The 23126-nt window shown below is 36.4% G+C and carries 18 protein-coding genes, 1 other RNA gene and 3 pseudogenes; 11 read left to right on the top strand and 11 right to left on the bottom strand.

Features of this window, described 5'->3' with window-relative positions:
- Positions 1–26: 26 nt before the first annotated feature.
- From MUW56_RS05375 to MUW56_RS05360, 4 genes and pseudogenes are all read right to left on the bottom strand, one after another.
- Positions 27–757, bottom strand: a pseudogene (locus MUW56_RS05375) (class I SAM-dependent methyltransferase).
- Positions 758–1004: 247 nt separating this feature from the next.
- The gene (locus tag MUW56_RS05370) at positions 1005–1205 is read right to left on the bottom strand and encodes a YqaE/Pmp3 family membrane protein (RefSeq protein WP_292012224.1); all 201 of its coding nucleotides are present in this window, start codon (positions 1203–1205) and stop codon (positions 1005–1007) included.
- A 30-nt stretch (positions 1206–1235) separates the two neighbouring features.
- Positions 1236–1619 (bottom strand): tetratricopeptide repeat protein, encoded by a 384-nt coding sequence (locus MUW56_RS05365; protein WP_292012223.1) that lies wholly within the window; start codon positions 1617–1619, stop codon positions 1236–1238.
- 161 nt (positions 1620–1780) lie between these two features.
- Entirely contained in the window at positions 1781–3799 is a 2019-nt protein-coding gene (locus MUW56_RS05360) for a M3 family metallopeptidase (RefSeq protein ID WP_292012222.1), read from the bottom strand.
- Between the two features lie 214 nt (positions 3800–4013).
- Here MUW56_RS05360 and MUW56_RS05355 point away from each other — a divergent pair, with 214 nt between their 5' ends.
- The 6 genes and pseudogenes from MUW56_RS05355 to rimM all read left to right on the top strand — a co-directional run bounded on the left by MUW56_RS05355 (position 4014) and on the right by rimM (position 7700).
- Complete coding sequence (locus tag MUW56_RS05355; RefSeq protein ID WP_292012221.1) at positions 4014–4544, top strand: SRPBCC family protein; 531 nt, start codon at positions 4014–4016, stop codon at positions 4542–4544.
- 329 nt (positions 4545–4873) lie between these two features.
- Positions 4874–5323 (top strand): hypothetical protein, encoded by a 450-nt coding sequence (locus tag MUW56_RS05350; protein ID WP_292012220.1) that lies wholly within the window; start codon positions 4874–4876, stop codon positions 5321–5323.
- Positions 5324–5354: 31 nt separating this feature from the next.
- Positions 5355–5863, top strand: a pseudogene (locus MUW56_RS05345) (nitroreductase).
- Position 5864: 1 nt separating this feature from the next.
- The gene (locus tag MUW56_RS05340; RefSeq protein WP_292012219.1) at positions 5865–6455 is read left to right on the top strand and encodes a hypothetical protein; all 591 of its coding nucleotides are present in this window, start codon (positions 5865–5867) and stop codon (positions 6453–6455) included.
- 124 nt (positions 6456–6579) lie between these two features.
- Positions 6580–7143 (top strand): 30S ribosomal protein S16, encoded by a 564-nt coding sequence (locus MUW56_RS05335; protein WP_292012218.1) that lies wholly within the window; start codon positions 6580–6582, stop codon positions 7141–7143.
- Positions 7144–7157: 14 nt separating this feature from the next.
- A complete protein-coding gene (gene rimM, locus MUW56_RS05330) occupies positions 7158–7700 on the top strand; it encodes a ribosome maturation factor RimM (RefSeq protein WP_292012217.1) in 543 nt (180 codons plus the stop codon).
- 94 nt (positions 7701–7794) lie between these two features.
- On the opposite strand, the gene MUW56_RS05325 is transcribed toward rimM, so the two are convergent.
- Complete coding sequence (locus tag MUW56_RS05325; RefSeq protein ID WP_367118498.1) at positions 7795–8154, bottom strand: hypothetical protein; 360 nt, start codon at positions 8152–8154, stop codon at positions 7795–7797.
- Between the two features lie 101 nt (positions 8155–8255).
- Positions 8256–9446, bottom strand: coding sequence for a serine hydrolase (locus MUW56_RS05320; protein ID WP_292012216.1), 1191 nt, complete (start codon positions 9444–9446; stop codon positions 8256–8258).
- A gap of 1388 nt (positions 9447–10834) precedes the next feature.
- Between MUW56_RS05320 and asnS the strand changes: the two genes are divergently transcribed.
- A complete protein-coding gene (gene asnS, locus MUW56_RS05315; RefSeq protein WP_292012215.1) occupies positions 10835–12283 on the top strand; it encodes an asparagine--tRNA ligase in 1449 nt (482 codons plus the stop codon).
- Positions 12284–12442: 159 nt separating this feature from the next.
- Positions 12443–13906, top strand: a complete 1464-nt coding sequence (gene rpoN, locus MUW56_RS05310; protein WP_292012214.1) for an RNA polymerase factor sigma-54 — start codon at positions 12443–12445, stop codon at positions 13904–13906.
- Positions 13907–13966: 60 nt separating this feature from the next.
- On the opposite strand, the gene MUW56_RS05305 is transcribed toward rpoN, so the two are convergent.
- The 3 genes and pseudogenes from MUW56_RS05305 to MUW56_RS05295 form a co-directional block, all read right to left on the bottom strand.
- Positions 13967–15601: an AMP-binding protein gene (locus MUW56_RS05305; RefSeq protein WP_292012213.1), complete on the bottom strand. Its 1635-nt coding sequence runs from the start codon at positions 15599–15601 to the stop codon at positions 13967–13969.
- A 61-nt stretch (positions 15602–15662) separates the two neighbouring features.
- Complete coding sequence (locus MUW56_RS05300) at positions 15663–16337, bottom strand: beta-carotene 15,15'-monooxygenase (protein WP_292012212.1); 675 nt, start codon at positions 16335–16337, stop codon at positions 15663–15665.
- A pseudogene (locus MUW56_RS05295) lies at positions 16330–16820 on the bottom strand (RNA polymerase sigma factor). The gene MUW56_RS05300 and the pseudogene MUW56_RS05295 overlap by 8 nt, the downstream one beginning before the upstream one ends.
- A gap of 312 nt (positions 16821–17132) precedes the next feature.
- Between MUW56_RS05295 and rnpB the strand changes: the two are divergent.
- Positions 17133–17456: RNase P RNA component class A (gene rnpB / locus MUW56_RS05290), an RNA gene on the top strand.
- A gap of 61 nt (positions 17457–17517) precedes the next feature.
- Here the strand turns inward: rnpB and MUW56_RS05285 are convergent.
- Complete coding sequence (locus MUW56_RS05285; RefSeq protein WP_292012211.1) at positions 17518–18387, bottom strand: polyphosphate kinase 2 family protein; 870 nt, start codon at positions 18385–18387, stop codon at positions 17518–17520.
- A gap of 472 nt (positions 18388–18859) precedes the next feature.
- Positions 18860–19324 carry a DUF1573 domain-containing protein gene (locus MUW56_RS05280; RefSeq protein WP_292012210.1) on the bottom strand — a complete coding sequence of 155 codons (465 nt, stop codon included), beginning with the start codon at positions 19322–19324 and terminating at the stop codon, positions 18860–18862.
- 128 nt (positions 19325–19452) lie between these two features.
- On the opposite strand from MUW56_RS05280, the gene MUW56_RS05275 reads away from it, so the two are divergent.
- Complete coding sequence (locus tag MUW56_RS05275) at positions 19453–22068, top strand: valine--tRNA ligase (RefSeq protein WP_292012209.1); 2616 nt, start codon at positions 19453–19455, stop codon at positions 22066–22068.
- A 408-nt stretch (positions 22069–22476) separates the two neighbouring features.
- The gene (locus tag MUW56_RS05270; RefSeq protein WP_292012208.1) at positions 22477–23112 is read left to right on the top strand and encodes a DUF4241 domain-containing protein; all 636 of its coding nucleotides are present in this window, start codon (positions 22477–22479) and stop codon (positions 23110–23112) included.
- Positions 23113–23126: the final 14 nt, after the last annotated feature.

Raw genomic sequence — 23126 nt, 5'->3', positions numbered from 1 at the left:
GATTTCGGGTATTTTACATCATGGTTTTACTTTTCTGCAGAAATTAATAACATCATGGGTCTTCTGAGCTCATCTTTCATCTCCGCGATTTCTTTAAGCATGTCTGGGCCCGGTTCCGGCTCTATCATTTCTTTGATTTTGAAACCCTGCTTTAGTAAGGTATTGAGATAAGAAGTTAAAGTCCTGTGGTATTTGGTTATCTGCTCGCCTAAAAACGTGGTGTTTCTTTTTCCTTCCATAAAATACCGGTCTACAGGCCAACAAGTTTTTTCACCGTTTTTATCATATACCCAGTCCTGGCTCCCTTCAGCTGTAAAGACAGGATGTTCCACAGAGAATACCAAATGCCCCCCGGAGCCAGCCATCGATAGATATTTTGGGAAAGAACATCAAAAGATTCCACATAATGAAGGGTCAGCGAACTTAAAATCATATCAAATGTTTCAGCAGGATATTCAAGATCCTCCAGCGCTTTTCTTTCATACCGGATACCTTCCAGATTATTGATTTCTTTAGCTTTAGCCAGCATTTTCTCCGAAAGATCTATTCCGGTAACGGATGTAGCGCCATTTTCAATAGCATAGCGGCAGTGCCATCCAAATCCACAACCCAGATCAAGGACTTTTTTTCCTTTAAAATCCGGCAGCATTTTTTTCAGGGCATGCCATTCTCCGGCTCCTTCCAGGCCTATTTGTGACCGAAGCATTTTTTCATACTGGTCAAAAAAAGACGGATTGTCGTATTTATTTTCTTTCATAAATAAGTTGGATTATGGCTTTTCGTTTTTGATAATTTTTTGAAAAAGGTTCAAACTTTGGGAGTTCCCTTATAGATAAAGGTCTTACTATTTTATCAGTTGTTAGATGATCTACAGTAAAATTACGATAATTATATCAGAATCTGAATCATCAATATTATAATTTCTCTTCTTCACATATAAAGCCGGACGTTTAAAACATCCGGCTTTATATATTTTTACAATTTTTAATGAATGATAAGTTGATCTATCCTTTATTGTCGCGCATGGCTTTAATCAGCCTGTCAGTTCTCTTGTCCGCCCGTGCATTGTTTAAAGACACAACAGCCCAAATGGCAGCCGGAAGCCACCCGATTAATGTGATTTGTAAAATCAAACAGATAATTCCGGTAATGATTTTTCCCCGTACCATAAAAGATAAAAAGGGAAGTAAAATGGCTAATAGCATAACATGGTTTTAGATTGATTGATGTTAAATTTAATGAGATTGAGGGTCAAAATAAGCTTTAAAAGTGAGAGGATCTTCAATTTTATCTTCAGCTTCTTCAAGATATTCTAAATATTCTTCCTGATGTTTCTCCATATAAATAAGTACGATCGCAAGATTTACGAATAAATTTTTGTCGTTCGAACCCAGCTGTAATGCCATCTTTAAATAGTGCAATGCCTTTTCATTTTCACCCATATCAGAATAAACAGCACCGATATTAATTAAAGCCGGATTGTTGTTAGGCTCAATAAGTAAAATTTCATCCAATTCCTTGACTAATAAATCATTTAGAGTATCCCAATGGTCTTCATTTTCCCATCTTTTAGCCTGGAGCTTTTTTACGTTTTCTAATCTCAGTGTTATATTACTCATTATTTAAAATTACAGAATTGATGTTTTTTTTACTTTACAAATTTAGCTTTCCTGCAATAAATCTTTCGTTTTTTGATCTGCTAAAAATTGGATTAATAATTATCGTAACTTTTTATATTTAACAAAATCCCCTTGACTCTACATCAAAGGGATTTGTTTATTTATCCAAAAGCTCTTTTCAACAAGCTTTCCACCTTCGGCTCACTTCCTCTGAAATCTTTATACAGTTCCATGGGATCTTTTGTTCCGCCTGAAGAAAGGAGGACCTTATATTTAGCTGCGATTTCCGGATTGAATATTCCGTTTTCCTTAAAATACTGGAAAGCGTCGGCATCCAATACTTCTGCCCATTTGTAAGAATAATATCCTGCGGAATATCCGCCCTGGAAAATATGGGAGAAACTTGGGCTCATCGCTGTTTCAGAATGGATAGGGTAAAGGGTGGTAGGCTTTGTATACTTATCTTCAAAATCCTTTATACTTTCATGTTCTAACTCTCCAACTTTCGTATGGTAGTTCATATCCAGGATTCCAAAACCAAGCTGTCTCAAAGTCTGGTAGCCTTCCATGAAATTTTTAGACTGTTCGATCTTTTCAATTTTTTCATCAGGAAGTACTTCCCCTGTTTTATAATGTTTGGCAAAAGTTTTTAAAAACTCAGGCTCATAGCAGAAATTTTCAAGAAATTGGGATGGTAATTCCACAAAGTCCCATTTTACGGAAGTTCCGGAAAGAGACGGATATTGGGTATTGGCCATCATTCCGTGAAGGGCATGTCCGAATTCATGGAATAAGGTAGTCACTTCCTGGAATGTTAATAAACTAGGCGTATCTTTTGTAGGTTTGCTGAAATTGCAGACAATGGAAATATGCGGGCGGGAATTTTCCCCGTTTTGCTGATACTGGTTTTTGTAGCTTGTCATCCAGGCACCTGCTCTTTTTCCTTTTCTTGGAAAATAGTCAACGTAGAGCAGGGATTTGTAGTTTCCATTCTCTTTTACCTCATATACCTTTACATCTTCATGGTATTTTGGAATATCTTGTCTCTCCTCGAAAGTCAATCCGAAAAGTTTTTCTGCCAATCCGAAAACGGCATCCTGTACCTGGTTCAGCGGGAAGTATGGTTTAAGCTCTTCATCATTAAGGTCAAACTTCTGTTTACGAAGTTTTTCGGCGTAAAAGGCATGATCATAACTTTGCGTTTCTTCAATACCATCTGCTTCTGCCAAAGATTTTAATTCTTCAATCTCCTTATCAGCATACGGCTTTGCTTTCGTTAAAAGCTCATTGAGAAAGTCAAAAACTTTTACCGGAGACTTGGCCATTCTTTCTTCAAGGACAAAATCTGCATAATCTGTGTAGCCTAATAATTCTGCTTTTTGCTGTTTTAAATGAAGAAGTTCTTTAATAAGATTCTGGTTGTCATGCTCTCCGCCGTCAAAGGATTTTTTACCATTGGCTAAAGCAAGTTCCTTTCTCAGTGCACGGTTTTCGGCATAGGTCATGAATGGAATGTAGCTTGGATACTGTAAAGTTACCACCCATCCGTCAAGATTTCTCTCTTTAGCCTCCTCAGCATATTGTTCTACAATTGCTTCAGGAATTCCTGCCAGATCTTCTTTATTGGTGATATGTTTGAAATAGGCATTCGTAGAGGCCAGCACATTCTGTCCGAACTGCAGAGACTTGACAGAAAGATCCATGCTGATCTTCTTCAGTTTTTCTTTATCTTCTTCATTCAATAAAGCACCGCTTCTTACAAAACCTTTATAGGTCTCATTTAAAAGCATTTTCTGCTCTTCATTGAGGTCATACTTTTCCCTTTCATCGTATACTTTTTTGATTTTGTTGAAAAGGGCCTCGTTTTGAGATATTTTTGAAGAATATTCAGTTAAGATCGGAGAAACTTCCTGAGCGATCTGTTGGATCTCATCGCTGGTTTCTGCAGAATTTAAATTGAAAAATATATTGGAAACCACATCCAGCTGTTCTCCTGAATATGCTAATGCTTCAATAACATTTTCAAAAGTAGGGGTATCAGGATTATTGACAATAGTGTTGATTTCTTCTTCAGACTTCTGGATCAGTTCTTTAAAAGCAGGAAGAAAATCTTCATTTTTAATGTCATTAAAGGGGGCAGCATGATATGGCGTGTTAAATTTTTCTGTTAGAATATTCATTTTTCAATTTTTAAATGAGGTTAAATTTTAATGATTCATGGGGAATCACAGCTGAAATCGTCAAAAATAATGCCTGAATACCAAGTTATGACAAAAATACTTATCTTTAAATAATCTTGTCATATGAAAAGAAGGGGTGATGTTGGAATATTTAATTTTGAGAACAGATTTAACCAGTATCAGTTAGAAAAACATAACCTTAAATATATAGACTATGAAAACACTCTTAAAAATTATCGGGATCATCATTCTGTTGATTATCGTATATGCTGTAATTGCAATACTGACTTTCAGTAAAGATTATCACTATGAAAAATCTGTTGTGATCAATGCTCCCAAAGAAAAAGTATGGCAGTATGTAGGCTCTTTAAAAGGGTATAATGCCTGGGATCCTTTCTCAAAATCAGATAAGAATATTGTAATTACCTACTCCGGAGAAGGAGATAAAGTAGGAGATTCCTACCATTGGAAAGGAGATAAAAATGTGGGAGAAGGAGAGCAGTCCATTGCTGAAATAGTTCCCAATGAAAAAATGGCTACCCATCTTCATTTCATTCAGCCTTTTGAAGGGACGGCCAAGGCCGCTTTTATAGTGACCCCGGAAGGAAACGGAACCAAAGTAACGTGGATGATTGATAATGAACTCAACACCATGATGAAGATTATGAAACCCATGATGGATCATAATATGGATAAGATGTTTGGACAGGGATTGGGAGATCTCAAAAAATTATCAGAAAAATAAAAAAAGAAGCCTTGTAAATTTTACAGGGCTTTTTACAGGTGTCTGTTTATTGTCTCCGTAATCACTTCCGCCTGACAGCATAATAAAAAAATAACCTTGAATCTTCCTGTTTCATGGGATAAAAAAGAGGAAGTTTTATAGTACTTAATGGCCTTATGGATCATAATTTAAAGCAAAACAGGTGATAAGTGAAATAATATATTTTCCTCTCTTGATTCTGCCATGCGGGAGAACTGAGTGAGAATTTTGCAGATCCAGTCTGTTTTTAGAGGAGGGAAAAATATAAATTATTATGATAAAAATATTATCTTTATATAAAGAATCGATTTATGGAGAAGATTGTATTTGAAAAAAACAATATCAGAGACTTCGTAAAAACTACCATTACAGAGAAAATTGAGAAACTTAAAAATTTTATAGAATTTACTCTGGAAGCAAGCCGGGATATTAAAAAGACCCCGAAATATGACAGCATGCGGGAAGAAATGCAGGAGGAAATTTACCAGATGCAAAGACAGCTGGGTGCTTTAAATGATCTTAAAAGAAATATGGCAAAAGTTCTGAATACTGCCACTGAGAGAGTTCAGCTGGGCTCTCTGGTCATTACCAATAAAGCCCGTTTTTATATTTCAGTTTCTTTAGGTGAATTCTTTTTTGAAGGAGACCGGTTCTATGCCATTTCTCCGGAAAGTCCCATGGCCAAAAAAATGATGGGAATGAAAGCCGGAGATGAATTTACATTGAATAAAATTCATCAGAAAATAGTGGAGGTGCTGTAATGATTGAATCTCATGTTGTAAATTTGCTGGTATGAATAAAGCAGAAATTTTAAAAGAAATCATAGAGCAAAGAAGAAGTATTTTTCCTAAAGATTATACCGGTACTGAAATTTCTCAAGAGGTAATTGATGAAATTTTAAATTCGGCAACATTTGCCCCCAATCATAAACGTACGAAACCATGGCGTTTCAAAATATTCAAAGGGGAAGAAAAAACAAAACTGGCTTTAGAAATGCAGCAAATCTATAAAGCGACTCAGCCTGAACACCTTTTCCTGGAAAAAAATACAATGACATAGGCTTTAAAATCAATAAAGCTGATAGGGTCGTTTCCATTGTTGTTAATTTCAGCGGAATGGTTCCTGAATGGGAAGAAATTGCTGCGACTTCAATGGCTGTTCAGAATATGTATCTTACCTGTACTGCCCACCATATCGGATGCTACTGGAGTTCTCCTAAAATTGTTGATTATTTGAAAGAATCTTTGACGATTGAAGAAAATCAGAAATGTTTAGGGCTTTTCTATATGGGAGCCGTTTAGGATGAAGAATATTTACAGAAATTATAATGAAGAAGACCTGATCGTGGCTTATCTTTCTTTGATTGACCATACAGGTACAATCAATAATGAAATGGATGAAGCGATTCGGCAGAATTTCAATTATGATGATTTTGTAAAGAAAGCAGAATACAGGAGAGCATTCATAAAGGAAAAAGGACGAATATCATTTGAGGTTCATCAAATGGTACGGAAAGGATTGGATCACAATTTTATTTTAGACAACACTTCTTCTGAAATTATGGAAGATAAAGAGCTGAAGAAATTCATTTTGCAGAAATTTTCTGAATTCTCAGCTGTCAAAGAAAATAATACCATTGATAAGGATACCATTTATAGAAGCCTTTTGGGGATTCTGATATCTTCCGTTACCGGGTTTCTTTTCCTCGGAGTATTTGCTTTTATAATGAATACGTTTTTATTTGCCCTGCTTGTTCCTGTGTATATTATTAATTATTTTGTCATCCGGTTTGTTACAGGGAAAACAAGGGATAATCTGATTGTATTTCTTGCCGTTTTTATTTCCGTAATCATTTCAACGCTATTGCCTTTTATCTTAATACGCCAGGTATGACAGGACGGCTGTAAAATAAGTCTTAAAATAATTATTGCATTTTACATTGATACATTGAAAATTTTATTTATCTTTGCACTCTTAAATATTTAACTGGGACGAGTTCCCGTAAAATTCAAACATTATGTCAGTAAAAATCAGATTACAAAGACACGGTAAAAAAGGAAAACCTTTCTTCCACATCGTGGTTGCAGATTCTAGAGCTAGAAGAGATGGTAGATTCATCGAAAAACTAGGAACTTACAACCCAATTACTAACCCGGCAACTATCGAATTGAACGTTGATTCTGCTGTACAGTGGTTAAACAACGGTGCTCAGCCTACTGATACAGCTAGAGCTATTCTTTCTTACAAAGGTGCCCTTTACAAAAAACACTTACAAGGTGGTGTAGCTAAAGGTGCTTTTGATGAAGCAGAAGCTGAAAAAAGATTCAATGCTTGGTTAGAATCTAAAGAATCTAAAGTACAAGGTAAAGCAGATGGTTTAGCTCAATCTAAAGCTGATGCTAAAAAAGCTGCTTTGGAAGCTGAAGTAAAAGTAAACGAAGCTAGAGTGGCTGCTGCTGCACAAGCTGAAGCTGATGCTAAAGCTGCTGAAGAAGCTGCAAACGCACCTGCTGAAGAAGTTGCTGAAGCTGCAGAAGGAGAAGCTCCTGCTGCTGAAACTGAAGAAAACACTGAAGCTTAAGAACAAACCCTGTTATGCGTAAAGAAGATTGCTATTTTTTAGGAAAAATCACACGCAGACACGGACTTGCGGGTAACGTGATCCTTAAACTGGATACCGATCAACCCGAGCTTTACAATAAATTGGAATCAATATTCGTTGAAATCAACGGATTATTGGTTCCATTTTTTATTGAAAAATCCTCTTGGAGCAAATCTGATGCTCTGAATCTTGCATTCAAAAACTCTTCCGAAGCAATGGTAGACCAGGTTTTAGGTAAAAACGTTTACCTGCCGCTTGCCACATTGCCTAAACTTTCCGGAAAACAATTCTATTACCACGAAATCATCGGATTTGAAATTTTTGATCAAAATGATAACAACTGTGGAGTGATCAGATCTGTAAACGATCAGACGGCACAGGTGTATTTCATTACCAATCTGGATGGGAAAGAAGTGGTTATTCCTATGATCAAAGACTGGATTCTTGAGGTTGACAGGGAAGAAAGAATAATCAAAATGGAACTTCCTGAAGGTCTTATTGATGTTTTTCTGATTCCTTCGAAGAAAGACGAATAGTTTTGCAATAAGCAATAAGCAATAAGCAATAAGCAATAATAAGCAATAAGCAATAAGCTATTCTTTCTCACCTTTCCACATTACTCATTACTGATTATTCATTACTCATTTTTAAGGCGGGTAAAAGATACTCCTGTACCATTTTATCTGCTTGTGAATGGGCGTAAGGCTTATTGTAAGCTTTCGCCGTAATCACCATTACAACAGGTATTTCCGTAAAAATGATAATTTTGTTTCCGCCATTTCCGCTGGACTGATAAGCTTCAATGTTTTTATTTCCCATTTTATAAACTTTCCGCCAGAATAAATAGCCGTAGCCTTCAAAATCTTTATGGTCCGTAAAATAATTGGTGAACGATTTTTTTACCCAGCCTTTATCCAAAACAGTTTTTCCGTTCCATTTTCCGTTATTTTTATACAGCTGTCCGAATTTTGCAAAATCTAATGCCTTCATTCGTAATCCTCCAGCTAAAGAAGGCTTTTGCTGCGGGGTAAACTGCCACTGATAGCCGGTAACTCCAAGAGGTTGAAATAATTTTTTATCAGCATAATTTTTTAACCCTTTCGAACAGCCCGGTCTAAGATATCTCCGGTGACTACAACCCCAGCGGTAAAATAGCTCCAGTTTCTCCCGATCTCATTTTTTGTCATAGGCAGGTCTAGCGTAAATTTTACCCAATCACTGGTGGGATACATATTTTCTTCGTTACCCGGAGATTCGTAGTCGTCATCATTTCCTTCAAAGCCGGAGCTCATAGTGAGCAGACTTTTAATGGTGACACTGTCTTTTTTAGGGGAGTAATTGGCGAACTTTCTTAGCTCATAGAATTCTTTCAGATTTTGATTCTCACTTTTAAGATAACCGTCTTGTACTGCAATTCCTGTGAGGGCCGAAGAAAAAGATTTCCCTACTGACCTGGTATCCTGCAGCGAATCTCTTCCGGATGAATTGAAATATTCCTCAAGAAGGAGTTTACCGTTTTTAATCACAACAACACTGGTGATCTCTCTAAGCCTGTTTTCAGCAATTTTTAAATTGAGAAGTCTTATTTTTTCAGTATTAAATGTTTCATCAGAAATTTTCCATCCACTGTCGGACTGAATCGGCTGAACCGCAATCAGGTTTTCACTGATATTCTTTTGGGGAACATATACATGGAGCTGCCCCGAAGCAATAATCTTTCCTGTTTTTACCGTTGAAGTATTGAGGTAAGGCCGGATTTCAATTTTTAGAATATGGTTTCCGGCTTCCAGGGCATCAGCACCATTGCCTTTAAAATAAAATCTCATCCATAAAAATCTGCCCCAGGAATCTTCATTGCTTGAACTGATAAGAGGGATCCTGAATGTTGTTTTCACTTTTTTACTTTCCGCTGTCCCGGCCCTAGTATTTAAATTTTCCTGATACATCATTTTTCCGTCTACATAAAATGAAAACTGATAATTTCCCTTTTGGAGAAGTTCTTTTTCTGTTAAAGAAGGATCAAGCTGATGCAGGTAATTTAGCAATGAGTTGTCCATAAAGATACGGAGATCCAAATCTTTGTCTTCATGAAAATCCAGATGATTTATGAAATCAGATTCCCTGATATTCTCTAAAGAAATGGGTTTGCTCAGGAAAATAATTGTATTCAGATTGTTTTTATGAATAGGATTTTCGATTTTTTCATGATCGGCGATATTGGGAATCTGTCCATAAAAAAAGCTGGGTAAAAGATAAAAAACAAATAAAAGTATAAATCTCATTTCAGCGGTTGTTTGATATTGTAATTATAAAATTCTTTTTGTATAAATTTCTGAAATTCAATACTATCATCCTAATTTTTTTTATGGTTATATATAATCATCAGGACTGTCGTCCAAATGGTAGGAAAGGATTGTCTTTCTAATTGTTTAATCTTTGTCTAAGGGATAAATCTGTCCATACATCCAAGAATTTGTCCTGATTTAATAGGTTTATCCATCCATCCATAAAATTTTAAACGGGATAGAATAGATCAAAAATGTGCCCGGCTGTTATTGATTTTAGAGAGAGGAATGAGATGAAGGTCTGTTACTTTTTTGACGGATCAGGGGTATAATCTTCTTTACGAAGATAAAGGAAAAGTATATTAGCCGGAAGGCAGGGCAGAGTGGAAATGATCTCCAAGCGGACAATAAAACTGTACTGTCTATTTTGATATGTAGGGAAAAACAAGTTCAAAAAAATTTAAATTTCAGAATAAAATATTCATATTCGTGAAGTTGATATTCATACCGTGGTGATAAAACCCTACAAAAACACGATGATCATTTTCCATGTGATACAATTGAGATAATAGCAGTGATTTGTCTGTAAGTTTCTTATTGTGAGTTAGTTAAAATTCATAAATTCATAAATTTATAGATATAAATTTATGAATTTATAAAGTATTCACTTGTATCATCATTCTTCTTTACTGCATCTTTGCTTCAAGGTAAAAACACAACATTTATGTTTTTGTATGTGTACAGTACAAAAATGTAAATACCCAAACATCCCATGCAAGGGATGGTATGACAAGAAGATTATCTGAACTGATAAAATTGAGAAATGAGAAGCCAATTTTGAATTGTTCAGGGTGAGAAATTAAAAAAACAAATTACAAAAAGTAAAGATGGCCGATTAAATTAATAATGTTCAGAAAGTTAGATACGTAGATTAGAGGTCATCAAAATTATTTATCAATACTATTAAAATGGGCGGAATTTATTAACTGTGTCAATAAGCGTGGTGTAAAATATAATGACAGAGTTAATGACATGACTTGAACGTAAGAGAATCATGAGTCATATCGAATTATCACTTAAAAACTAATAACTATTTCCATAAGTAAAAACTAACCATTGAAAACCAGGAATGACGTAGACTTATTCCTTTTAGAAGTGATAAAATTGATGTGTTAAGTTCAAGTCAAGGTACATTCTAAGCAAGTTCAGGATAGAGTTTATACTTTATAAAAAAGGGAACGGAGAAGAATACAAAGGGAGTTTTCTTGAACTAAGATTTTTAATACCTGATAAATGATTTTTAAAGACAGCGTAACCATTAAGTTGCGCTGTTTTTTTGTAACTTTGCAAACATTAATTTTTATACAAAAATTTATCATCAACAAATGAAAAAGCAAACGATCAAAGAAATCCTTAAGGATTACAAGAAAGTATTACATCATGACATTACAGTTTTCGGATGGGTAAGAACATTCCGTGCTAATCGCTTTATTGCACTTAATGATGGATCTACGATTAATAATTTGCAGATAGTTGTTGATTTCGAAAATTTTGATGAAGAGATCATCAAAAATATTAATACAGCTTCTTCCCTTAAAGTGGTAGGTGAAGTGGTAGAAAGCCAGGGAGCGGGACAGTCTGTAGAAATTATCGCTAAAAAGATCGTCATTTTAGGAGATAACTTTACAGAAGAACTTCAAAACACGATTCTTCAACCTAAAAAACACAGCCTGGAAAAGCTTCGTGAGCAGGCCCACTTAAGATTCAGAACCAATTTGTTTGGAGCTGTTTTCAGAGTACGTCACGCGGTCAGCTTTGCTGTTCACTCGTTTTTCAACCAAAACCAGTTTTTCTATATCAACACTCCTGTAGTTACAGGTGCTGATGCAGAAGGAGCAGGAGAAATGTTTGGGGTAACGAATTTTGATCTGAACAACATCCCAAGAACTGAAGAAGGTGAAATTGATTTTGCACAGGACTTCTTCGGAAGAAAAACAAATCTTACCGTTTCAGGACAGCTTGAAGGAGAAACTGCGGCCATGGGGTTAGGAAGAATTTATACATTTGGACCTACTTTCCGTGCTGAAAATTCGAACACAACGAGACACCTTGCAGAATTCTGGATGATTGAGCCGGAAGTGGCTTTCAACAACCTGGAAGATAATATTGACCTTGCTGAAGATTTCTTAAAATATGTGATCCAGTATGTTTTGGACCACTGTAAAGATGATCTTGATTTCCTTGATAAGCGTTTTGCAGAAGAACAGAAAACAAAACCGGAAAAGGAAAGAGCAAAAGAAGGGCTTATTGAGAAACTTCAGAATGTAGTGGCTAAACGTTTTAAGCGTGTAAGCTATACAGAAGCTATTGAAATCTTATTAAACTCAAAAGAGAATAAAAAAGGAAAATTTGCTTACCCGGTAGAAAAATGGGGGACAGACCTTCAGTCTGAGCATGAAAGATTCCTTGTTGAAAAGCATTTTGAAAGCCCGGTTGTATTATTTGACTATCCAAAAGAAATCAAAGCTTTCTACATGAAACTGAATGATGACAACAAAACCGTTGCCGCAATGGATGTTCTTTTCCCGGGGATCGGTGAAATCATTGGAGGTTCTGAAAGAGAAGCAAGATTAGACGTACTGAAGCAGAAAATGGCTGATATGCATGTTGATGAACATGAGCTATGGTGGTATCTTGATACCCGTAAGTTCGGTTCGGTTCCACATGCAGGATTTGGTTTAGGATTAGAAAGATTAGTTCTTTTTGTTACAGGAATGACGAATATCAGAGATGTGATTCCTTTCCCAAGAACGCCGAAAAGTGCTGAATTCTAGCATAATAAAAAAAGCCTTAATCATAAGATAAGGCTTTTTTTATTTTTTAGTAGTTTATTATGTTAGTAAGTATAATGCAAAAATCATGCTAAATGTATTTATTATCAAATAAATTTATTAAATTCGTAGAATATGTTATGTTAAAACGCCAATATTAGTATGCTTAAACAACACTTACAACTCAAATTAGGACAGAAGCTGGCCCCTCAGCAGATCCAGTTGATGAAGCTTATTCAGCTTCATACTCTTGAATTTGAAGAGGAGTTGGAGAGAGAGCTAGAGGAAAATCCTGCTTTAGAAATTGCAAAAGAGGATTCTAAAGAGGAAGAATATTCGTCTTTGGAAGATGCCTATCAGGATGAAGGTACGGAAAGCATCGAAACAGATTTTGATGTGAATGAATATCTTTATGATGACGAGCCAAGCTATAAAACGGCATCCAGCAACTATTCTCCTGATGATGAGGAATTTGACAACGAAAGCCTTTTAACGGAAGGGCAGTCATTATATGATTATTTGATGGAGCAGATCCATTTGGTTAATATTAATGATGAAGATTTAAGGATTGCAGAATATGTGATCGGAAACCTGGATACCGACGGATATTTGAGAAGAGAGATCAAATCTATTGTTGATGATCTTGCTTTTTCACAGGGAATTTATACGACCAAAGAAAAAGTGGAAGATATCCTTGAGAATTATATCCAGAAACTGGATCCGTCCGGTGTAGGGGCAAGGGGATTGCAGGAATGTTTACTGCTTCAGATAGAAAAGAAGGTCAGTTCAGATAAAGCAGTTTCTCTGGCTGCCAATATTTTGAGATATCAGTTTGATGCTTTAACAAATAAGCATTATAATAAAATCATTCAGAAATATGATATTGAAGAAGATGATCTGAAAGACGCTTTAGATGAAATTTCCAAATTATCGCCTAAAGTGGGTGGGAATTTCGATACCCAGACTATTACCATCAACCAGGAAATTATCCCGGATTTTGTGATCCAGGTAAAAGATGGTCAGGTAATTCCTATGCTTAACAGCAAGAATGCGCCTACGCTGAGAGTCTCTGAAGAGTATAAAGATATTCTTACAACGTATTCACATGATAAAAATTCATCCGAACACAAGCAGGCTGCCTTATTTATCAAACAGAAGCTGGATGCTGCCAAATGGTATATCGATGCTATTAATCAGCGTCAGAATACCTTATTACAGACCATTACAGCGATCGTTAAATTCCAGAAAGATTACTTTATCACAGGGGATGAAAAGTCTCTGAGACCCATGATCTTAAAAGATGTAGCAGATATTACGGGATTTGATATTTCTACGATCTCGAGAGTGGTAAAAAGCAAATATGCAGATACCCCGAATGGTATTGTATACCTTAAAGATTTATTCTCAGACAGCTTGACCAATGATGATGGTGAGGAAGTTTCTACGAAAGAAATTAAGACTCATCTTCTGGAAGTAATCAGCAAAGAGAATAAAAGAAAGCCGCTTACAGATGATGCTCTGGTAGTCATCTTAAAAGAACAGGGCTATAATATTGCAAGGAGAACGATTGCCAAATACCGTGAACAGCTCAATATTCCTGTAGCGAGATTAAGAAAAGAACTTTAGAACTAAAATAAAAAGCATTTCCATTAGAAATGCTTTTGTTTTTTATAAAAATTGTGGTCGTTATGAATGGGAACCGTGTTTTGCATTTTCCAGGCCTAATTCTCTCACAGAGATCTCCCGCATTTCCACTTTTCTTATCTTACCTGAAATAGTCAATGGAAATTCATCCACAAATTTCCAGTATTTCGGTACTTTATAATGAGCGATCCTTCCTTTGCAGTAAGAAAGAAGTTCCTCTTCAGTGATCGTAAATCCTTTTCTCACTTTGACCCATGCCATTACCTCCTCTCCGAATTTTTCACTGGGAACTCCAATGATCTGGACATCCAGAATATGAGTGTAGGTGTATAAAAAGTCTTCAATTTCTTTAGGAGAGATATTCTCTCCACCCCGGATGATCAGATCCTTAATTCGTCCTGAAATGGTAATATAGCCGTCTTTATCCATTACCGCCATATCTCCGGTATGCATCCATCGGGCATCATCCAGTACTTTTTTTGTGTTTTCAGGATCATTCCAATATTTTAACATTACGGAATACCCTCGTGTACAAAGTTCACCGTGCTCTCCACGTTTCAGTATTCTTCCGTTTTCATCAACGATTTTTATTTCCAGATGATCCTGAACGGTTCCTACCGTACTGACCTGTTTTTCCAACGGAGTTCCGATCAGGGTCTGAGTGGAAACAGGAGAAGTTTCTGTCATTCCGTAACAGATGCTCATCTCCTTGATATTCATCAGATTCTCAACTTTCTTCATGATTTCAGGCGGACATACTGAGCCTGCCATAACACCTGTTCTTAAAGTTGAAAAGTTATATGTATCAAAATCTTTCACGGCAAGTTCTGCAATGAACATCGTAGGAACACCATATAATGAAGTGCACTTTTCTTCAGAAACGGTTTTAAGGGTAATATCCGGATCAAAGCTGTCATTGGGAATTACCATGCAGGCCCCATGCGTAGTACAGCATATATTTCCGATTACCATTCCGAAGCAGTGGTAGAAAGGAACAGGAATGCAAACCCGGTCCTTTTCAGTATACTTTAACCGGATCCCGATGAAATAACCGTTGTTTACAATATTATGATGGGAAAGTGTTACCCCTTTTGGAAAGCCGGTAGTTCCCGAAGTATATTGAATATTGACAGGATCATCAAACTGTACATGTTCTTCAAAGCTGTGAAGTACTTCATCTGAAATATCCTGTCCGTTGTTCACAAAATCCTCCCAGCTTTCATCAAAGAAAATCTCGTGCTCAAGGCTGGGACATACCTCTTTTGCATATTCAACCATTTCCTTATAATTACTGGTTTTAAAGCGTAAGGAAGAAAAAATAAAACGAACTTCCGATTGGTTGAGGACATAAGTAAGTTCATGGGTTCTGTAGGCAGGATTGATATTGACTAAAATAGTTCCTATCCTGGCAGTAGCATATTGGAGAAGTACCCACTCATAGCGGTTGGTAGCCCATATTCCGATCCGGTCTCCAAATTTTGCCCCTAAAAATAATAATGCTTTGGCAACAGCAGTGGTTTGGTTATAAAATTCCTGGTAAGTTGCTCTGTAATTCTGATGAACGCAGACTAAGGCTTCCTGATGAGGGTATTTTTCGACAGTACTTTTAAGGTTTCTCCCGATAGTCTGTCCTAATAATGGAATCTCAGAAGCTCCATAGACATAAGATAATGGCATAATAGTATAAGATTTGGTGAAATAAAAGTAAAAAAAAATCTTAACTATTGCCCTATATGGATTAATTTTCCTGGGAATCTATACTTCTTAGCTGTTTTAAGTTTTTGTCTAGTTTTTTAATAATACTTCCATAGACTAACCGGTAATAAAACCAGATCATGGATACAGCAAGTAATGTGCTGACTACAAGTCCAACAATAATGATGGTCAGGTTGGAATTGGTAGGCTGTATGTTTTGAGAATTTAAAGTATAAAATATAAAAGCCGTTAAAACAAATGTAAAGATAACCAGCAGTACAATACTGATAAGAATAAATGCATTGACTGTCTTTTTGAATTTAATAATCTTTGTAATAAGCCCTTTAAGGTTTTCTTCAATCTTTATTTTGCGGTAATTCTGATAGAACTTCAATACAAAATAAGCTGTGATCAGTAAGCTTAAAATTTTTATAGCTAAATAAACATGACTGAAATTATTTTCTACCTCAGGAGATTCCTGGGCTCCCAATCTTTCCAGCATTTTGCGGAAGCTTTCTGATTCTTCTTCCTGAAAGAAATAGAACAATCCCAGAACAGAAAAGAACAGGAATTCTACAACGCTAATCCAGAAAATATATTTTATATAATTGCGTGATTTTCTATTCAGCATCTGAAGAATCTCGCTGTTATCATATTTTGGCTGAACAGGCTGCTCCTGCCATGTTTTCTTAAAACTATCTAAATCAAATTCAGGCATATTTTTCCATCTGTTCTTTAAGGGTTTTCTTTAATCTGTTCATTTTTACACGAGCGTTAACTTCGGTGATCCCGAGGTTTTCGGCAATATCCTTGTAAGGCAGATCGTCAAGATACATCATGACAATGGCTCTTTCTACATTGGGAAGAGTCTTGATTACAGTGTACAAAAGTGATATTTGTTGTTGTTTTTCGTCATCATCTTCCACAAAATCTTTGTGATTAATATCCAGCTCATTGGTGGGAAGACTTTTACTTTTTTTCTGAAGAGGGTAATGGCTGTATTAAGGGCTACACGGTACATCCATGTAGAAATTTTAGAATTTCCTTTGAAAGAATCATAACTTCTCCAAAGCTGTAATACGATTTCCTGAAAAAGGTCCTCTTCGTCTTCGAGAGAATTAGTATACAGGCGCGATACTTTAATAATCAGACCCTGATTATCTTTAATAAGCTGCGCAAATTCTTTTTCTCTGGAATCCATAGATATATAATGGCACGAAGATAATAATAAAGTGGTAATTGATGAAAATTATAATGGTAAAATCGTGAAGTCGCAAGGAAGTCGGAAAGCATAAGAGCGAAAAAACTAAGAAAGCCAATAAACAATGAGCTTCTATACCAGCATTCTTTGTATGCAAATTCAAGGTTTATAAAAAAACGCTCTCTGATTTAAAAAAGATATTAAAAACAAAAAATGGGCTGTTCACCTATTTGCAAATTTGCCCTTTCCCTTCGCTGCTTTCTTTGCCTCTTCGCGGTTTACCTTCCCGAAATTTATGTATCTTTGCCATCGCGAGAAAATCGGCCTGTTGATTCCTGTTTTGACAGGGGTAGGAAAGTCCGGACACCAAAGAGCAGCAAAGCGGATAACATCCGTCACCCGTGAGGGTAGGACAAGTGCAACAGAAAGCAAGTACAGTTCGGCTGTAGTGAAACCAGGTAAACTCTTTGCGGTGCAATGGTAAGTATATCGGTTCTTTTCAGTAATGGAAATAGGGGCGGCTCGTCCTGAAAACCGAGGGGTAATCAGCTCAAGTCATGCAGCAATGCAGGACGTAGATAAATAACAGGCGCTTCTTCGGAAGTACAAAATCCGGCTTACAGATTTTCTCGTGATTTTTCTTTTTACAATGCAGAAATAAAAAAATCCTCAATTTAACGTATTGAGGATTTTTTTATTATTCATTTTCAAGACTGCTCTTGGCATCAATAAGCTCCTGTTTTTCTTTTTCCGAAAGAGTAGGATATTTAAGATTCATTTTTTCAAGAGTATCGATAATAATCTGTACCGCTGCAACCCTTGCAAACCACTTACTGTCAGCAGGAAGCACATACCAGGGAGCATAATCTTTTGACGTTTCGTTGATGGCCGTCTCATAAGCTTCCATATACTGATCAAATAAAGCTCTTTCCGGAAGGTCTCCGGCAGAGAATTTCCAGTTTTTTTCCTGCTCGCTGATTCTGTCCAATAGCCTTTTCTTTTGTTCGTCTTTAGATACGTTCAGAAAGATCTTGATAACAGTGGTCCCGTTTTGTGCAAGGTGTTTTTCAAAATTTCGGATGCTTTCATACCGGTTTTCCCAGAACTTGCTGTCAAAGTCTTTTACCGAAGACCAGGTTTTTTCACTGAGATTGTATTCTGGATGAACTTTACAGACTAAAACACTTTCATAATGGGAACGGTTGAAGATCCCGATCATTCCTTTCTGAGGTAAAGCTAAATAATGTCTCCATAAAAAATCATGGGAATACTCTTTGGAACTTGGTGTTTTAAAACTGTTCACGTTACATCCCTGTGGGTTGACTCCTCCGAAGACATGCTCTATCATACTGTCTTTTCCAGCAGCATCCATGGCCTGTAGTACCACCAGAAGAGATTGGCTTCCGTCTGCGTAGAGCTTTTCCTGCAGTTCGCGAAGCTTTTCTTTTTCATTGATGAGCATTTGCTCTCCTTCTTCCTTTGTAAGCTTTCCTTTATAGGTTGTTGCTGTTTTTTTTATTGAAAATTTTCCGTTAACCTGAAAGTCATCTGAGAAATTGGTGTCCATATGTTTTTTAAGATTAAAGATTAAAGATTAAAGATTAAAGATTAAAGATTAAAGATTAAAGATTAAAGATTAAAGATTAAAGATTAAAGATTAAAGATTAAAGATTAAAGATTAAAGATTAAAGATTAAAGATTAAAGATTAAAGATTAAAGATTAAAGATGTTTTAGTAAAATTCAATAGGGCTGTGCCTTAGTCTGATTTCATACATAGATCCGATTTATCCGGCTTCAGTCAACGATATGCAGATTTCAATATCTTACATTCAAAATCTGATGCATCTGTGATCCCTCTTTATTATAAATGTAATAAAAAACCACACACACACACACACACACACACACACACACACACACACACACACACACACACACACACACACACACACACACACACACACACACACACACACACACACACACACACACACACAAGTCTCCATGGAGACGGTTTTTTTATTTTTTTGAGTAGAGCTTACTTTGCAGCAGCTTTTTTAGCTAGTTTAGCAGCTTTTTTCTCAGCTTTTGCAGCTTCTTTCTGCTCAGCAGGAGTCAATACTTTTGGCTCAGGAGCATTAGCGTCTACATTACCTTTGATGTAGATTACACTTCTACTGTTGGCAGGGTCATTAGAGAAAACTTCGATCATTTTGTTGAACCCTCCGTTAAGAGCTGTGTTGTATCCAACTTTGATCTTAGCAGATTTTCCAGGCATGATCGGATCTTGGCTAAATTCCGGAGTGGTACATCCACAAGAAGGTTTTACATTTGAAATGATCAAAGGTTTGTCACCTGTGTTCGTTACTGTAAAGAATCTCGTACCGTCAGCATTAGGCTTGATAGTGCCATAGTCAAAAGTAGTTTTATCAAACGTGATCGTTTGTGCAGATGCTAGAGCAAATGTTCCGAATAATGCAATTCCTGCGATTAATTTCTTCATATTCTTGAATGTTAATATGTTTGTTAGATAAATTTTGTGAAACAAAGTTAAAAATTATTTTAATTCATGCTTAAAAATTTTTTTCTTTAGACTATTTTTGCAAATTGCAAGCCAAAGAAATAGAATTTATGCAGATTTCAGAAAAGTACAATCCACAGGAAACAGAACAAAAATGGTACAATTACTGGTTGGAAAACAAATATTTCCACTCAGAGCCTAATGACAAACCACCCTATACTGTGGTAATACCTCCGCCAAATGTTACGGGGATATTACACATGGGACATATGTTGAACAATACCATTCAAGATGTTTTGGTCCGCCGTGCAAGAATGCGTGGCTTTAATGCCTGCTGGATTCCGGGAACAGATCACGCTTCAATTGCTACTGAAGCTAAAGTTGTTGCCAAATTGAAGTCTGAAGGAGTCAGTAAGTCAGATATCACCCGTGAACAATTCCTGGAACATGCCTGGGAATGGACTAATAAATATGGCGGGACAATCCTTGAGCAGCTTAAAAAATTAGGATGTTCTTGTGACTGGGACAGAACCCGTTTCACCATGGAAGATCGACTTTCACAGCAGGTCATCAAAAGTTTTGTAGATCTTTATAATAAAGGATTAATCTACAGAGGGTATAGAATGGTCAACTGGGATCCTGAAGCAAAGACCAATATTTCAGATGAAGAGGTAATATTCAAAGAGCAGAACGGAAAACTGTATTTCCTTAAATATAAAATTGAAGGTTCCGAAGAATTCCTTTCGGTAGCTACCACACGTCCGGAAACTATTTTCGGGGATACTGCCGTATGTATCAATCCTAATGATGAGCGGTATGCCCATTTGAAAGGTAAAAACGTAATCGTTCCGATCGTAGACAGAGTGATTCCGATCATTGAGGATGAATATGTAGATATTGAATTCGGTACAGGAGCACTGAAAATTACGCCTGCACATGATATCAATGACTATGAGATCGGGCAGAAGCATCAGCTGAAAATGATTGATGCCCTGGATGATGATGGAAACCTTAACGAGCATGGTTTACATTATGCCGGGAAAAATAGATTTGAAGTAAGAAAGCAGATCGCTAAAGAGCTGGAAGAGAAAGATCTTTTGCTGAAAGCTGAAGATTATGTAAATAAAGTAGGAACCTCTGAAAGAACAGGAGCCGTGATTGAACCTAAAGTTTCGGTACAGTGGTTCCTGAAAATGTCTGAAATTGCTAAACCTGCATTGGATTTAGTAATGGATGATGAGGTGAAGTTCTACCCTGAGAAGTTTAAAAATACTTATAAACACTGGATGGAAAACATCCGTGACTGGAACATCTCTCGCCAGCTTTGGTGGGGACAGCAGATTCCTGCTTATTATTATGGTGCCGGAGATGAGGATTTTGTGGTTGCCGAAACTAAAGAAGAGGCTGTAGAGCTGGCTAAACAAAAGACTGGAAACCAGGAGTTCACTGCAGAAAACCTGAGACAGGATGATGATGCATTGGATACATGGTTTTCATCATGGTTATGGCCAATATCTGTATTTGATGGATTGCTTGATCCAGAAAATAAGGATATCCAATATTATTATCCGACGTCTGATCTGGTGACGGGGCCGGATATTATTTTCTTCTGGGTAGCAAGAATGATCATGGCAGGACTGGAATATAGAAAAGAAGTTCCGTTCAAGAATGTTTACTTTACAGGAATTGTAAGAGATAAGCAAAGAAGAAAGATGTCAAAATCTTTGGGAAATTCTCCTGACCCGCTTGAATTAATGGATAAATATGGTGCAGATGGTGTTCGTGTAGGAATTCTGTTGAGCTCTGCTGCAGGAAATGATCTTCTTTTCGATGAAGATTTAATGCTTCAGGGAAGAAACTTTATGACGAAAATTTGGAGTGCCTTCCGTTTGATCCAGGGATGGAATCATGAAGATAAACCGGCAATTGCTACAGATACCCAGGCTATCGAATGGTTTGAAAATAAATTAAACAAAACGATTGTTGAGATTAACGATCAGTTTGATAAATTCAGAATTTCGGATGCGCTGCATTTGATCTATAAATTAATTTGGGATGATTTTTGCGGATGGTATCTTGAAGCAATTAAACCGAATTATGGAGAAGGGATTTCAAAGGAAGTGTATAACAGAACCATTCTTTTCTTTGAGGAATTGATGAAGTTACTTCACCCGTTCATGCCTTTCCAATCGGAAGAAATCTGGCAGCTGATTTCTGAAAGAAATAGTGAAGACGCGCTTGTTATTGCTCAGCAGAAAGAAGCGGACAGCTTTAATGAAGATGTAATTAAAAACTTTGAGACTTCAAAAGACTTGATTTCCGGAGTTAGAAATTACCGCCAGACCAAAGGGATCTCCCCAAGAGAGGCTGTAGAAATATATACCAATGCATCTGAATTTGCCAATGAAGCAGTGGTAAGAAAATTAGCCAATATTTCTGAGATCCATTTTGGACAAAAAACAGACAAACCAAGCTTTACCTTCCTGGTAGGGGCAACTGAAGTTTCTATTCCTTTAAGTGAAAATTTAGATTTAGGGGAAGAAAAAGCTAAAACTGAAGAAGAATTAAAATACTTAAAAGGATTCTTGGTTTCAGTGGAAAAGAAACTTTCTAACGAAAAGTTTGTTGCCAATGCTAAACCGGAAGTGGTAGAGGTGGAACGTAAGAAACAAAAAGATGCTCTTGACAAAATTGCCATTTTGGAAGAGAAGCTTAAAAGTTTATAATTGATTCAAATAAGCTAAAGAATCATTGATAGGGATGTCGGGCTGAACAGAGCCAAAGCCGTTTTAAAATAGGATGAAACAATATTTCGTATATATTTTAAAATGTTCTGATAATTCCTATTATACAGGAGTTCCGACTGATATTGAGATCAGATGATCTCAATATCAGTCGGACAAAATTTCCTGAAAGTTATGCCCATAAAAGAAGACCGGTTGAACTAGTCTTCTTTTATGTATTTAATGATATAAATCAGGCAATCATACTTGAGAAGCCGGTGAAAGGATGGGCAATCTGTCAAAATCGAAGTTATTCTGATAATTGTGAAAAAAGAAATCTCAAAGGTTTTATGAGCACTTGTCCGCAGATATTTTCATCTGTACCGGCACTAAAATAAATATTACTATTCAATGACACATATAGAAAACATACAGAAGCTATTTTCAAAGGACTTTGTAGAAAGCCCGTTGTTAGAAAGTTTTGAAGTTGGGAAAATTTATCTTTCCAGTGGGAAACTGGTGGCCTGTGATCCTTTGATCACTAATGATATGCTTCCTTTTTCTACGGAATTCCCCAAAGGAGATTTCCAGGTAATGCTACATAAAGAAAGAGAAAGTAACTGTGTAGCGTATGCCGAAATTATTTTCAGTAAGTCTGAAATCAAAGATTGGAAACTAGCCACTACAGCCGGCCAAAATATTAAGGATCTTGCCGAAGAGGAAGTTTTCGGATATCCTGTAGAAAGCGGAATGGGCTGCCTGATGGATGTGGATACCCAAAATAACCTTAATGCACTGGAGCAAAAGTTATATCATAGCAAAGGAGTAGATTTTATGGGAATTTATGAAGAGTTTTTCCATGAACATTTCTTTGATGAAAACGGAGCGATAGACCAATATGCCTTTTTAAAGCCGGCAGATGAACATCCCGGAACTATATTTGCTTTTGAAACAGGATATGGAGAAGGCTTTTATGCCAGTTATATAGGCTATGATGGAGATCAGCAACCGGTAAAGATAATTACTGAATTTATTGAAATAAGTTAATTAAAATTAGTTAT

The sequence above is a fragment of the Chryseobacterium sp. genome (assembly GCF_022869225.1).
Classification (GTDB): Bacteria; Bacteroidota; Bacteroidia; order Flavobacteriales; family Weeksellaceae; genus Chryseobacterium.
The sequence above is the reverse complement of the archived record's forward strand: the minus strand, read 5'-3'. Positions and strand labels throughout refer to the sequence as shown.